Annotated in this window: 15 protein-coding genes; 10 read left to right on the forward strand and 5 right to left on the reverse strand. The window is 66.8% G+C overall.

What is annotated here, in order from left to right:
* Nucleotides 1–140: 140 nt before the first annotated feature.
* Entirely contained in the window at nucleotides 141–938 is a 798-nt protein-coding gene (locus A6F68_RS11380) for a ComF family protein (RefSeq protein ID WP_067680114.1), read from the reverse strand.
* 107 nt (nucleotides 939–1,045) lie between these two features.
* Here A6F68_RS11380 and A6F68_RS11385 point away from each other — a divergent pair, with 107 nt between their 5' ends.
* On the forward strand, nucleotides 1,046–1,735 hold the full coding sequence (locus A6F68_RS11385; protein ID WP_232308130.1) for a methyltransferase domain-containing protein: 690 nt from the start codon (nucleotides 1,046–1,048) through the stop codon (nucleotides 1,733–1,735).
* Between the two features lie 14 nt (nucleotides 1,736–1,749).
* Here A6F68_RS11385 and ppdK read toward each other — a convergent pair whose 3' ends face one another.
* The 3 genes from ppdK to A6F68_RS11400 all read right to left on the reverse strand — a co-directional run bounded on the left by ppdK (nucleotide 1,750) and on the right by A6F68_RS11400 (nucleotide 7,954).
* Nucleotides 1,750–4,416, reverse strand: coding sequence for a pyruvate, phosphate dikinase (gene ppdK, locus A6F68_RS11390; RefSeq protein WP_067680119.1), 2,667 nt, complete (start codon nucleotides 4,414–4,416; stop codon nucleotides 1,750–1,752).
* A gap of 62 nt (nucleotides 4,417–4,478) precedes the next feature.
* Nucleotides 4,479–7,088, reverse strand: a complete 2,610-nt coding sequence (locus tag A6F68_RS11395) for a glycine--tRNA ligase subunit beta (RefSeq protein ID WP_067680122.1) — start codon at nucleotides 7,086–7,088, stop codon at nucleotides 4,479–4,481.
* A complete protein-coding gene (locus A6F68_RS11400; RefSeq protein ID WP_067682515.1) occupies nucleotides 7,055–7,954 on the reverse strand; it encodes a glycine--tRNA ligase subunit alpha in 900 nt (299 codons plus the stop codon). Before A6F68_RS11400 ends, A6F68_RS11395 begins: the two co-directional genes overlap by 34 nt.
* A 154-nt stretch (nucleotides 7,955–8,108) precedes the next feature.
* On the opposite strand from A6F68_RS11400, the gene A6F68_RS15385 reads away from it, so the two are divergent.
* The 9 genes from A6F68_RS15385 to A6F68_RS11440 all read left to right on the forward strand — a co-directional run bounded on the left by A6F68_RS15385 (nucleotide 8,109) and on the right by A6F68_RS11440 (nucleotide 13,287).
* On the forward strand, nucleotides 8,109–8,243 hold the full coding sequence (locus A6F68_RS15385; RefSeq protein WP_257784442.1) for a hypothetical protein: 135 nt from the start codon (nucleotides 8,109–8,111) through the stop codon (nucleotides 8,241–8,243).
* Between the two features lie 4 nt (nucleotides 8,244–8,247).
* Nucleotides 8,248–8,442 (forward strand): helix-turn-helix transcriptional regulator, encoded by a 195-nt coding sequence (locus A6F68_RS11405; protein ID WP_067680125.1) that lies wholly within the window; start codon nucleotides 8,248–8,250, stop codon nucleotides 8,440–8,442.
* Nucleotides 8,429–8,848, forward strand: coding sequence for a hypothetical protein (locus A6F68_RS11410; protein ID WP_067680128.1), 420 nt, complete (start codon nucleotides 8,429–8,431; stop codon nucleotides 8,846–8,848). The genes A6F68_RS11405 and A6F68_RS11410 overlap by 14 nt, the downstream gene beginning before the upstream one ends.
* Nucleotides 8,849–8,888: 40 nt before the next feature.
* A complete protein-coding gene (locus A6F68_RS11415) occupies nucleotides 8,889–9,821 on the forward strand; it encodes a TraB/GumN family protein (protein WP_067680131.1) in 933 nt (310 codons plus the stop codon).
* A complete protein-coding gene (locus tag A6F68_RS11420; protein WP_067680134.1) occupies nucleotides 9,818–10,699 on the forward strand; it encodes a TraB/GumN family protein in 882 nt (293 codons plus the stop codon). Before A6F68_RS11415 ends, A6F68_RS11420 begins: the two co-directional genes overlap by 4 nt.
* Before the next feature lie 106 nt (nucleotides 10,700–10,805).
* Complete coding sequence (locus A6F68_RS11425; RefSeq protein WP_067680137.1) at nucleotides 10,806–11,495, forward strand: 50S ribosomal protein L25/general stress protein Ctc; 690 nt, start codon at nucleotides 10,806–10,808, stop codon at nucleotides 11,493–11,495.
* A gap of 88 nt (nucleotides 11,496–11,583) precedes the next feature.
* Nucleotides 11,584–12,084: an AAA family ATPase gene (locus A6F68_RS11430; RefSeq protein ID WP_067680140.1), complete on the forward strand. Its 501-nt coding sequence runs from the start codon at nucleotides 11,584–11,586 to the stop codon at nucleotides 12,082–12,084.
* A 14-nt stretch (nucleotides 12,085–12,098) separates the two neighbouring features.
* Nucleotides 12,099–12,671 carry an aminoacyl-tRNA hydrolase gene (gene pth, locus A6F68_RS11435; RefSeq protein ID WP_067680143.1) on the forward strand — a complete coding sequence of 191 codons (573 nt, stop codon included), beginning with the start codon at nucleotides 12,099–12,101 and terminating at the stop codon, nucleotides 12,669–12,671.
* Nucleotides 12,664–13,287, forward strand: coding sequence for a CPBP family intramembrane glutamic endopeptidase (locus A6F68_RS11440; protein ID WP_067680146.1), 624 nt, complete (start codon nucleotides 12,664–12,666; stop codon nucleotides 13,285–13,287). The genes pth and A6F68_RS11440 overlap by 8 nt, the downstream gene beginning before the upstream one ends.
* Here the strand turns inward: A6F68_RS11440 and A6F68_RS11445 are convergent.
* Nucleotides 13,284–13,514 (reverse strand): hypothetical protein, encoded by a 231-nt coding sequence (locus tag A6F68_RS11445; RefSeq protein ID WP_067680149.1) that lies wholly within the window; start codon nucleotides 13,512–13,514, stop codon nucleotides 13,284–13,286. The genes A6F68_RS11440 and A6F68_RS11445 overlap by 4 nt on opposite strands.
* Nucleotides 13,515–13,534: the final 20 nt, after the last annotated feature.

A 13,534-nucleotide genomic window follows, 5' to 3' on the forward strand; every position in this document is an offset into this window, starting at 1 on the left:
CGGAACGCCGGTGCCGAAGAGCGCCAGGTTCAGGGACCGCCGAAGGAAGTAACGCGCATTCCGCGACTCCGGAAGCAGACGATGAGGGATCGGACCCAGGCTGCCGAAGGGGGTGGTAGCCGAAAGTCCAAATAATTTCGTCACGGTGCGCCCGGGGTCTCGGCCCCGGGCGTTTCGTTTATGGCCCGGGACCCGTCTACTTCGTCGAGCACCCGGGCGAAGCACGCCACCACCACCTTTGCCGCGCCCGCCCGCTTGAGCGCCGCTACACATGCGTCGCTCGTCGCGCCGCTGGTAAGCACGTCGTCGACAAGGATGACCTGCGCACCCTTTAGGCTTTCGGCGCGTCGCGGATCGACGGTTATGGCACCCGAGAGTGTCCTCTTGCGCGCCTTGCGGCCGAGACCGCCCAGCGCCGGCGTTCGTTTCGTCCGCATGAGGCCGTCGACGATCAGTGTCGCCCCGGTCATCGCCGCGACCTCCCTTCCCAACAAGGCAGCCTGGTTGAACCCGCGCGTCCACAGCCTCCAGCGATGCAGCGGAACCGGGACGACGATCCACTCGCCTTCGAGCTTCGGCAGGCGGGCGACGATCAGCCGCGCCAGCATCGGCGCCAGCGCGATCCGCCGACCGTGCTTGAATGCAAGCACCAGCTTGCGCGACCCCTCGCCATAAAGCGTTCCCGCGGCGATCCCGTCGTGGCGCGGCGGGTCGGCGATGCATGGCCCGCAGACCGCGCCCTCACCGGGGTCGATTTCGCCGAAAGGGCGGCGGCACCGCGCGCAGGAAGGCTCACCCGGTATGCGCAACTCGCTCCAGCACGCGGCGCAGAGTCCGGTCTGGGCACCGATGGCCGCACCGCACAACGGACATCGCGGAGGGTATACGAGGTCGACCAGCGGGGCGATTCCCTCGCGCAAGGTCCCGGCCACGCTCACCCTTGCCACCGCGCGCTTGCAGGAGCAGGGACGGTCCGATGGTTCGCGACCTGCCACCCGAGATATTCAGCGCTCGGCGCATGACAGCGCGGGCGGAGCGAGCCCGAATGCTCCAGCAGCGCAGCGGAGCGGCGGACTGGCTCGCCGATGCGCTGGTCGAGGACGCGCTCGAGCGGATCGAGTTCATGCGGCTCGAACCGGATCGCGCCCTCGTCCTGGGGACCGGCGCCGGCGAACTCGGCAAGATGCTCGAGCGAAAGGGAGTCCGCGTGACGGTGGCGGAGCCGGGTTCGCTCGACCTGGAAGCGCCCTACCCCGTCGGCGGCTTCGGACTGATTGCCAGCCTCGGCGCGCTCGACACGGTGAACGACCTTCCCGGAGCACTGATCCACCAGCGCAACGCGCTGGGCCCGGGCGGCGTGATGATCGCCAACCTCGTCGGCGCGGGGAGCTTGCCGCGGCTGCGCGCTGCCCTGCTCGCCGCCGATGGCGAACGCCCCGCGGCGCGGCTGCATCCGGCGGTCGATGCCCGCTCGGGTGCCGCCCTGCTCCAGCGCGCGGGTTTCTCGCGGCAGGTCGCCGACAGCTGGACGCTCCGCCTGCGCTTTGGCTCGCTCGATACGCTCGTCGCCGATTTGCGCACCCAAGGGCTGACAAGTGCCCTGGCGGATGTCACTCCGCCAGTCACCAAGGCCGGGCTCGAGCGCGCCCGCACGGCGTTTCTCGATGATGCCGACCGGCACGGCCGGGTCGTGGAAACTCTCGAAATCCTGACGCTTACCGGTTGGAGGGATTAGGCTGGCTGGCACGACTAGCTGCGCAGCGCTGCCTGCGCCGCGGCCAGCCTTGCGATCGGCACCCGATAGGGGCTCGCCGACACGTAATCGAGCCCGACTTCCTCGCAGAACACGATGCTCGCCGGGTCGCCGCCGTGCTCGCCGCAGATGCCGAGCTTGATGTCCGGACGGGTCGCCCTGCCCCGCTCCGCCGCCAGCCGGACCAGCTGGCCAACCCCGTCGATGTCGAGGCTGACGAACGGGTCGCGCGGGAAGATTCCCCGCTCGACATAGGCCGACAGGAAGCGCCCTGCGTCGTCGCGCGAGACGCCCAGCGTGGTCTGCGTCAGGTCGTTGGTGCCGAAGCTGAAGAAGCGCGCCTCCTCGGCGATCTCGCCCGCCATCAGCGCGGCGCGCGGCAGTTCGATCATCGTCCCGACGAGGTAGTCGAGCGTGCGGCCCTTCTCGGCAAAGACGTCCTGCGCGGTGCGGTCGACGAGCGCGCGCAGCAGCTCGAGTTCGCGGCGACTGGCGACCAGCGGGATCATCACTTCGGGGATCGGCGCTTCTCCGCCTTCCGCCGCGACATCGCACGCGGCTTCGAAGATCGCGCGCGCCTGCATCTCGTAGATTTCGGGATAGGTGATACCGAGCCGGCAGCCGCGATGGCCGAGCATCGGATTGAACTCGTGTAGCTCCCCAGCGCGGCGCTTGAGGTGGTCGGCACCGTAGCCGGTCGCTTCGGCCAGCTCCTCGAAGTCGGCATCCTCGTGCGGCAGGAACTCGTGCAGCGGCGGGTCGAGCAGCCGGATGGTGCAAGGCAACCCGCTCATCACGCGGAAGATCTCGGCGAAGTCCGAGCGCTGTTCGGGCAGCAGCAGGGCCAGCGCCTTGCGCCGCCCGCGTTCGTCCTCGGCCAGGATCATCTGGCGCACGGCGCTGATCCGGCGCGCGTCGAAGAACATGTGCTCGGTCCGGCAGAGGCCGATCCCCTCGGCACCGAACTGGACCGCCATGCGGCAATCATCGGGCGTTTCGGCGTTGGTGCGGACCTTCATCCGGCGATGCCGATCGGCCCACTCCATCAGCGTGCCGAAGTCGCCCACCAGCTCGGGCTCGATCGTCGCCACTTCGCCCGCCATGACCTGCCCGGTCGAACCGTCGAGCGTGAGCACGTCGCCTTCCGCCATGTCGCGGTTGCCGATCCTGAGCGTGCGGCTCTTCATGTCGATCGACACGGCAGAGGCGCCCGAGACGCAGCACCGGCCCATCCCGCGGGCCACCACGGCCGCGTGGCTCGTCATCCCGCCGCGCGCGGTGAGGATGCCCTGCGCGGCGTGCATCCCGTGGATGTCCTCGGGGCTGGTCTCTACCCGCACGAGGATGACCTTCTCGCCCCGCGCGACCCATTGTTCGGCCGTGTCGGCGTCGAGCACGATCTTGCCCGAGGCCGCGCCGGGCGAGGCGGGGAGCCCGGTGGTCAGCACGTCGCGATGCGCCTCGGGATCGAGCGTCGGGTGCAGGAGCTGGTCGAGCGCCATCGGATCGACCCGCAGGATCGCGGTCTGCTCGTCGATCAGGCCCTCGCCCGCCATGTCGACCGCCATCTTGAGCGCGGCCTTGGCGGTGCGCTTGCCGCTGCGGGTCTGGAGCATCCACAGCTTGCCGCGCTCCACGGTGAACTCGATGTCCTGCATGTCGCGGTAGTGCGCCTCGAGCAGGTCGAACACGCGGGCGAGCTCCGCGTAGGCCTCGGGCATTGCCTCTTCCATGGCTAACGGCTTGGCGTTCGCCCGTTCGCGCGCGGCTTTCGTGAGGTACTGCGGGGTGCGGATCCCGGCGACGACGTCCTCGCCCTGCGCGTTCACCAGCCATTCGCCGTAGTAGGCCCGCTCGCCGGTCGCCGGGTCGCGGGTGAAGGCGACGCCGGTGGCCGATGTGTCGCCCATGTTGCCGAAGACCATCGCCTGCACGTTGACCGCGGTCCCCCAGCCGGAGGGGATATCGTTCAGGCGCCGATAGACCTTTGCCCGGTCCGAATCCCACGAATCGAACACCGCGCGGATCGCGCCCCAGAGCTGCTCGTGCACGTCCTGCGGGAACGGTCGGCCGAGTTCGTCCTCGGCGATCTTGCGGTATTCGGCGACCAGGGCCTGCCAGTCGTCGGCCTCCATCTCGGTATCGGAGTAGAGGCCCTTGTCCTCCTTGGCGATCTCCAGCGCTTCCTCGAACAGCCCGTGATCGAGCCCGAGGACGACGTCGGAGTACATCTGGATGAAACGGCGGTAGCTGTCCCAGGCGAAGCGGGGATCGCCGCTCACCGCCGCGAGGCCCTGCACCGTCTCGTCGTTGAGGCCGAGGTTGAGGACGGTGTCCATCATGCCCGGCATCGAGACCCGCGCGCCCGAGCGGACCGAGACCAGAAGCGGATCGGCCGGATCGCCGAACGTCTTGCCCACCGACCGTTCGATGTGGCCGATGGCATCGGAGACCGCGGCCTTCAGGCTCTCGGGAAACTCGCCGCCGTGCTCAAGGTAGCGGACGCATTCCTCGGTCGTGATCGTGAAGCCGGGGGGCACGGGAAGGCCGATGTCGGCCATCTCCGCCAGGTTCGCGCCCTTGCCGCCGACGATCGTCTTGTCCTTGGCGCGGGGATCGTCGAGGGGCGCGCCGCCGCCGAATGGGTAGACCGTCTTCATCATCGCTCCCTGTCATCCGGGCGGGTGGACGTGCCGGAAAGCGACACGAAAGCGACACCCAAATCCTATCCCTCGATACGCGAGAAATCCGCAACATTGTGCACGGCCGCGCGGAACCGTGCCAGCAGGTCCAGCCGCGCGGCCCGCCTGGCCGGGTCGGCATCGTTCACCGTCACACTGTCAAAGAACCGGTCGATCGGGGCGCGCAAGCTGGCGAGCGCGGCCATCGCGGCGGCGAAATCCTCCGTCCCGATGGCGGCGGCAGCGCGCGGCTCGGCCGCGTCGAGCGCATCGATCAACGCCTTTTCCTCAGGTTCGGGCGTGTAGGAAAGTGTTTTCTTTTCAGCGCTCCGCGCCGCGTAGATCGCGCGCATCTGCGGATCGTCGACGTTTTCCATCGGGTCTTCGTCGGCGTTGTCGGGAATGCGCGTTTCGGCGGGCTGCCAATCCTCTTTCTTGAGGATGTTCGCCGCGCGCTTGTACCCGGCGAGCAGGTTCGCGCCGTCCTCGGTGCCCATGAACGCCTGCAGCGCATGGACCCGGGCGAGCAGGCGGACGAGGTCGTCCTCGCCCCCGAGCGCGAACACCGCGTCGATCAGGTCGTGGCGGACGCCCGCCTCGCGCTGCTGGACCTTGAGGCGGTCGCTTACGAACGACATCACTCGTGCTCGTGTTTTTTCGCGGGCTACAAGAAAGTACTCGGATCTGCCCTCTGCTTCTTTTTCACTTGAGGGCGGAACAAAACCTTCGTGGTCAAATGGCAAATCAGAGAAATAAGTGTCGAGCTTCGGGTCCGATTCGTCGAAAGTGAAATCGTGTTGAAATGCAAACCAAGGGTCGGTGACCTGGTAAGGCGTCGTTGCGACCGCGAAGCGTTCGAATAACATTTCGCCAATCATACTTACCACTTGCTCGAGCGGCACTCTAAGTTCGTTCATGTCGATTAACGAGCTTACGCCGAGGAATGCCCGCCTTAAGGCAAACGGGTCTTTTGAACCCGTTGGCAATTCGTCAACAGCAAACATGGAAATAGCGGTATCCAGCTTGTCCGCCAGACTCACCGCCACCGTCACCGGTGCGGTCGGCACCTCGTCGCCCTGCCCGACCGGCTTGTAGTGATCGCGGATGGCGTCGGCGACGGCGTCGGGCAGGCCCTCGGCGCGGGCGTAGTAGCCGCCCATCAGGCCCTGCAGTTCGGGGAACTCGCCGACCATTTCGGTGACGAGGTCGGCCTTGGCGAGCCGCGCGGCCTGTTCGGCGAGGTCGGCTAGCGCAGCGCGATCCTCCCCCACCGGGGGAGGGGGACCATCCGCAGGATGGTGGAGGGGCACAAGCGGATTGGCGGAACCTTGCGAGGTCTCGCCAGCGGCGGGTGCCCCTCCACCCCGAGCTTCGCTCGCGGTCCCCCTCCCCGTTCCGGGGAGGATGATGCCTTCCTCGACCAGCCAGCGGGCCAGCTTCGCCACCCGCTCGACCTTGTCGGCGACGGTGCCGAGCTTTTCGTGGAAGGTGATCCGCTCCAGCTTCTTCGCGTGGTCCTCAAGCGAAGTCTTGCGGTCCTGCTCCCAGAAGAAGCGCGCATCGGATAGCCGCGCCGCGAGGACCTTGCGGTTGCCGTCGACGATCGCCGCGCCGCCGTCCGCCGCCTCGATGTTGGCGGTGCAGACGAAGGCGTTGGCGAGCTTGCCCGCGCTGTCGTTGCAGACAAAATACTTCTGGTTGGTCCGCGCGGTGAGCTGGATCACCTCGGGCGGGACGTCGAGGAAGGCCTCATCGAAGCGGCCGAGCAGCGGCACCGGCCATTCGGTGAGGCCGGCGTTCTCGATCACCAGCCCCTCGTCCTCGACCAGCGTGAGGCTGGCACCATTCGCAGCAGCCTTAGCGCCCCACCTGATCTCGTCTTCGCGTAGTCCCTGATTTACGATCACTTGCGCGTCGAACAGCCTACGCTCGTACTCGCCAGCATTGTCGATTTCGATCATCCCATTTTCATTCAGGACGGTCGGGTTCTTGTCTTTGAATATCTCGATCGGCAGTCCAAAATTGCGGGACTTCGGATCGCGCTTGCGGATTTTCTGGAAGCGATGGCCCGCGGTTTCGCGACCAGCTCTCATCCCATGAACTTCGCACTCTACGACCTCGTCCCCGAGCAGAGCGACGATGCCCGACAGCGGGCGTATCCAGCGCAGGCTCTCGGTCGACAGCGAGGCTTCGCCCCAGCGCATCGACTTGGGCCACGGGAACGCCCGGACGATCGCCGGGATCACCTCTGCCAGAACTTCGCGCGTGGCGCGGCCCGGCTTGTCGATCACCGCGAAATACGTGTTGCGACCCTTCACGTCGCGCAATTCGAGGCTCTCGCGGGTCACGCCCGCCTTGCGGCAGAACCCGTCGATGGCGGCATCGGGCGCGCCTTCGGGCGGGCCCTTGGCTTCCTCGCTGACCGCCTCGGTCGCCTCCGGCAGACCCTTCGCGACCAGCGCGAGACGGCGCGGCGTCGACCACACCGTGACCTCGCCCACCGCGACGCCAGCCGCGTCCATCTCGGCACGGAACAGCCGCTCGAGATCGGCGCGCGCGCCGGCCTGCATCCGCGCCGGAATTTCCTCGGAGAGGAGTTCGAGGAGGAAGTCGGCGCCGCTCACAGCGACCACTCCGGGTACTTCGCCTGCCATTCGGGCGTCATCTTGGCGGCGTAGGCCTCGCAAGAGGACCGCGCGAGGTCGCGCACCTGGCCCATGTAGCTTGCGCGCTCCTGCACGCTGATCACGCCGCGCGCCTGGAGCAGGTTGAACACATGGCTCGCCTCGATCGCCTGCTCGTAGGCGGCGATGGGCACGTCGTTGGCGAGGCAGTTGCGGCATTCCGCCACGGCCTTTTTGAACAGGTCGAACAGCGCCTCGGTATCGGCGACCTCGAAGTTCCACTTCGACATCTGGCGCTCGTTCTCGAGGAACACGTCGCCGTAGGTCGTGCCGCGACCGTTAAAGTCGAGGTCGTACACGTTGTCGACGCCCTGGATGTACATCGCGAGGCGCTCAAGCCCGTAGGTCAGCTCGCCCGCCACCGGCTTGCAGTCGAACCCGCCCATCTGCTGGAAATAGGTGAACTGGGTCACCTCCATCCCGTCGCACCAGACTTCCCAGCCCAGCCCCCACGCGCCGAGCGTGGGGCTTTCCCAGTCGTCCTCGACGAAACGGATGTCGTGCTTCAGCGGATCGATCCCGATCCTGCCCAGCGATTCCAGGTAGAGCTCCTGCAGGTTCGCCGGGCTCGGCTTCATGATCACCTGGTACTGGTAATAGTGCTGCAGGCGGTTGGGGTTTTCGCCATAGCGACCGTCGGTCGGGCGGCGGCTCGGCTGGACGAACGCGGCGTTCCACGGCTCGGGCCCCAGCGCGCGCAGCGTGGTGGCCGGGTGAAACGTCCCCGCCCCCATCCGCATGTCGTAGGGCTGGAGGACGACGCACCCCTGCCCGCTCCAGAAATCGTGGAGGTTGAGAATCATGTCCTGGAAGGATTTCGACGGGTCGCGGCTCATGTTGCAGCGCGCAATGGCGGAGGCGCGCGGGAGCGTCAACCGCGCGGGCATCCGCACGACGCATGGAAAGTAGTCCGAACTTTTTGTCAGGTAGTGTTGACATAGTCAGCGAATCGCGACATTATGTCATGCATACCTTACAACGGAGATCGTCATGCTGCTGGGTTCTATAGTACCTCGGTCGATCCGCCAGTCGCGATGGACGCGGCGCATTGCGGGGGTCGGCCTGGCATGGCTCGCGCTCGAGTTGGCGCTCGCCCTGGGCGCCGCGTTCTGGCTCTTCGGCTGAGCGCATGCAGAACCGGCTCAAGGTCCTGCGCGCCGAGCGCAACTGGAGCCAGGCCGAATTGGCGGGGCGTCTCGACGTTTCGCGCCAGGCCGTGAATGCAATCGAGACGGGCAAGCACGACCCTTCGCTCGGACTCGCCTTTCGGATCGCACGCCTGTTCTCGTTGCCGATCGAGGAGATTTTCGATGAGCATGACTGAAGAGAGCGGGGAAGCTCGGCTGCGGCGACGCCGGCTGGCATTCTGGCGTTTCTCGCTGCTCGGTGGCGCCATCGCGGTCGTCGCGGCGTTAGGACTGGCGCACCTCGCCAACGCCGCTGCGACCGGCACCGCATCCGTCGTCCTGACGCTGCTGGCGATCGCGCTCGGCGTATCGGCCTACACATGGTTCAGCGTCGCCTATTTCCGGCGCGTGGACGAACTCGACCTCGTCGACAATCTCTGGGCCTCGCACTTTGCGACCACGGCGCTGGCCATCGGCTATCCGGCGTGGCTGTTGCTGGAACGCGCCGGGCTGGCTCCACAGGCGCAAGCGAGTAGCATGTGGATGGCAACCTTCGGCGCCCTTCTCATCGCATACGCAATCCGCAAATTCATCAACCGCTGATATCGGTCCATCGACCGCTCGGCATCACGAAAGTCCGATTATGACCATTGCTCGATACTCCCGCGCCATCCTCACCGCAGGCGCAGCACTGACCCTGCTCGCCGGTTGCGCGACCGCCCACGCGGAGGTGCCCACCCCGGCCGCCAGTTCGACCGCCGCCCCTGCGACGGTCGGCCCGGCGCTCTGGAAGGTGTCCGACGAGGACACGACGATCTATCTGTTCGGCACGGTCCATGTCCTGCCCGAAGGCGGCACCTGGTTCGACGACCGGATTGCCGGCGCCCTTGCCGCGTCGGGATCGATCGTCACCGAACTGCCCCAGAGTGCGCTGACCGACCCGTCCGCGCAGACCACGATCATGGGCCTCGCCATGTTGCCCGCCGACAAGTCGCTCCGCGCGATGCTGTCGGACGAACAGCGCACGACCTACGAGGCCGCATTGGGCAAGCTGAAGATCCCGCCGCAGTCGTTCGACCGGTTCGAGCCCTGGTTCGCGGCGATGACGCTGTCGATGCTGCCGCTGCTCCAGAACGGCTACAAGGTCGACAGCGGGGTCGAGAAGGTGCTCGAGAGCAAGGCCGGCCCGAACATGAAGCGCGACGCGGTCGAGACCCTGGAAGGCCAGCTCAAGCTCTTCGACGAGCTTCCGGTCGACGCGCAAGCCGCCTACCTCGCCAGCGTTTCGGCGAAGATCGACGAGGTCGTCCCCGGCCTCAACGATATGGTCGCCGCGTGGGAAAAAGGCGATGCCGACAAGCTTGCCGAGCTGATGAACGAGGCGATGAAGGACGATCCGGCGCTCGCCGACCGCCTGCTCTATGCGCGCAACCGCAACTGGGCGCAGTGGATCGACGACCGGCTCGACCAGCCCGGGACCGTGTTCATGGCGGTCGGCGCCGGACATTTGGCCGGCTCGGAGAGCGTGCAGGCGGCGCTGGCGGCGCGCGGGATCCAGAGCGTGCGGGTCCAGTGACCCGCCTGCTCGCCGGCCTGCTGGCCCTGTTCGCCCTGGCGGCGTGCGGAAAGGCCGATACAGAACCCGAATTGCCCCCACCCGACCCGGCGTTGTGGGAGATCACCCTGGCCAGCGGAGAAAAAGCCGGTTGGCTGTTCGGCACGATCCATTCGCTCCCCGAAGGAGCCAAGTGGCGCACGCCGGCGATCGACCAGGCTATCGTCGACGCGGATCTGCTGGTGGTCGAGGTCAAGGACCTCGACGATTCGCGTAAGCTCGCCGCCACGTTTACCCGGCTTTCGCACGCACCCGACGGCCTGCCTCCCTTGGCCGAGCGCGTGCCCACCGCGCTCCGCGAGCGGCTGCGCGCGCTGATTGCCAAGGGCGGTTACCGCGAGGCCGACTTCAAGGCGACCGAGACCTGGGCCGCCGCCCTGACCCTCGCCCAGCTGGCAGACGATTCGATCGGCGAGAACGGGGTGGATCGCGCCCTGGTACGCGATTTCAAGGCCCGCCGGGTCGAGGAACTCGAGGGTATCGAGGGCCAGTTCCGGATTTTCGACACCCTGCCCGAAGCCGACCAGCGCGATCTCCTGGGCGCTGTCGTCGAGGAAGACACGATGACCGCGCCCGACACGGCCAAGCTCGCGAAGCTGTGGCTTGCGGGCGACATGGAAGCGATCGCCCGCGAAGGCGACGAGGGAATGCTCGCCGACCCCGAATTGCGCGAAGCCCTGCTGACCCGGCGCAATCGCGACTGGGCCGAAGCGATCGGCGCGATCCTTGCCAAGGGTGAGAGGCCGCTGGTGGCGGTCGGTGCCGCGCACATGGCCCCGCCCGCAGGCCTCCCCGAATTGCTCGCCGCGAAGGGCTATACCGTCCGCCGCGTCCGCTGAGCTTGCTTTCCCGGCCGTTCCCGTCTAACGGCCCGCGCTCCGGCGTCATGGTCATCCCTGGAGGCGTGGCGGACCGGATATTCAAACGCATTCGAAAGGCACTACGATGAGCGAAGCTCTGACCCTGCCGGCCGAGGCGCGCGAACGGGCTGGCAAGGGAGCCTCCCGTCATCTGCGCCGCGAAGGCCGTGTCCCCGCCGTGATCTACGGCGGCAAGGAAGAACCCACCCAGATCCACGTCGAGGCGAAGGAGCTGATGCGCCAGCTCGGCACCGGCCACTTCATGAACTCGATCGTCATGATCGACATCGGTGGCAAGTCCGTGCGCACGCTTCCCAAGGACGTGGCGTTCCACCCCGTCAGCGACCGGCCGATCCACGTCGACTTCCTGCGCCTCGCGAAGGACGCGAAGGTCGAGGTCATGGTCCCCGTGGTCTTCCTCAACGAGGAGAAGAGCCCGGGCCTCAAGAAGGGCGGCGTGCTGAACATCGTCCGTCACGAACTCGACCTGATCTGCGAATCGGACAAGATCCCCGACCAGATCGAGATCGACGTGACCGGCAAGGACGTCGGCGATTCGATCCACATCAGCGAAGTGTCGCTGCCGGCCGGTTCGATCAGCGCGATTACCGACCGCGACTTCACCATTGCGACGCTGGTCGCCCCGTCGGCGCTGAAGAAGGCCGAAGGTGCCGAAGCGGCCGCCGGTGACGTGCCCGCCACCGAGCAGAACGCCGACGCGGACGAAGAGACCGACGGCGAAGGCGAAGGCGAGGAAGCGGCGACCGAGGAGTAAACCTCCGCTCGCGGCCTTTGCCGAGACAAGCAGACGCCGGTCCAGCAATGGGCCGGCGTCTTGCTTTTCGGGGGAGAGGAATTCTCGCATGCGGCGCGTACTGGTCATCGGATCGCCCGGTGCGGGCAAGTCGACCTTCGCGCGCGCGCTGGCGGCGCGGACCGGCCTGCCGCTCGTCCATCTGGATGCCGAGTTCCACCTGCCGGGCTGGGTCGATCGCGATCCGGACGAGTGGCGCGCCAAGCTCGACGGCATTCTCGCGCGCGATTCCTGGATCATCGACGGCAACTACGGCGGGAGCATGGACCGGCGACTGGCGCGAGCGGACACGGCGATCCTGCTCGATTATCCCACTCCGCTGTGCCTGTGGCGGGTCATAAAGCGCGTGACGACGCTCAATGGTCAGGTTCGCCCGGATGCTGCTCCGGGATGCCCCGAGCGGATCGACTGGGCCTTCCTGTGGTACGTCGCGGCATTCCGCAACGCGAAGAGCCCCGCGCTCGAGCGTTGCCTGGAACGCTTTCCCGGCACCGTGATCCGCTTTCGCAAGCCTGCCGAGGCGCAGGCCTTTCTCGACCGGCTGCCTTAGGCTAGGCGCGCGCCATGCAAGTCTGGGCAGGCCTCGGAAACCCCGGTCCGCAATACGCGATGCACCGGCATAACGTCGGGTTCATGGCGCTCGACGCCATCGCCGAAGTGCACGGATTCGGCCCGGTGCAGAAGAAGTTCTCCGGCTGGGTACAGGAAGGACGGATCGGTACGCACAAGGTCCTGCTGCTCAAGCCGGCCACCTTCATGAACGAAAGCGGCCGCGCCGTTGGCGAGGCGCTGCGGTTCTACAAGCTGGGCGTGGAGGCCTTGACCGTCTTTCACGACGAGCTCGACCTTGCCCCCTTCAAGGTCAAGGTCCGGGTCGGAGGGGGGCTCGCCGGACACAACGGTTTGCGCTCGATCGACAAGCACCTCGGCCCTGAATTCAGGCGCGTACGCATCGGCATCGGCCATCCAGGCCACAAGGACCGGGTGACGGGGCACGTCCTGGGCAATTACGCCAAGGCAGAGATCGACGATCTCGCCGACATGCTCGGCGCGATCGCTGGCGAGGCGGAATGGCTCGCGACAGGCGACGACGCCCGCTTCATGAGCGACATCGCACTGCGGATGCGCGATGGCTGACGACGACGCGGAGGCAATCCCTCGCTCGAAGGTCTCTATCGCACTCGGTTTCCAAGCGGCCGTTTTCGTCGGACTGGGCGCTGCCTGCTGGCACTTTTCGGGTCGAGACCTAAGCCAGTTCGTATCGGGCGGTCCCATCGACCTCGCGGTCGGGGTGGGTTTCGGGCTGGCGATGATCGCCTTGGCCGCGGTGGTCTTTCGGTTGTCGCCGACCTTCCTCGAGACGACGACGCGACTGCAGTCGAAGACCGCGCGCCTGATCGGCCCCGAACGATCATGGCCGTTCTTCGTATGGATTTCGATCTGTGCGGGAATCGGCGAGGAAGCCTTTTTTCGCGGCGGTCTCCTGCCGGTGATTGGCGATGCGTTTGGCACCCCCGTCGCGGTCGTCGCGACCGCGCTCGCCTTCGCTCTGTTCCATATGGCCAAGCCGCCTATCGCGGCGCTGCTGTTCGCGATCGGGATCGTGTTCGGTGCTGTCTACTGGCTCACGGGCAGCCTGCTCACCGTGATCGTCGGCCACGTCGTCTATGATATCTGGGCAATCGAGACGCTGCGGCGCGAAGCCGAACGCCTCGGCCTATATGACACTCCGGAAACCCTCGCAGCGAGCTAGAGCTCGACCGACGCGCCCGGATTCGGCGTCCAGCCGAGTGCGCCCATGCAGTCGATGAAGAAATCGCGCTTGTCAGCCGCGTCCGCGATCGACTCGGTGAGCTCCAAGCAGCTTTTCTCGGCCTGGTCGAACGGCGTCGCCGCGCCCCCCGTCCAGTCGCTGGAATTGGTCGTCTCGCACCCCGACAGGAGCACGGCGACTGCGATGATAGGAACTGCGCGACCCATTGGCGGCTGAGTGGACCACG

The sequence above is a fragment of the Tsuneonella dongtanensis genome (assembly GCF_001698205.1).
Taxonomy (GTDB): Bacteria; Pseudomonadota; Alphaproteobacteria; order Sphingomonadales; family Sphingomonadaceae; genus Tsuneonella; species Tsuneonella dongtanensis.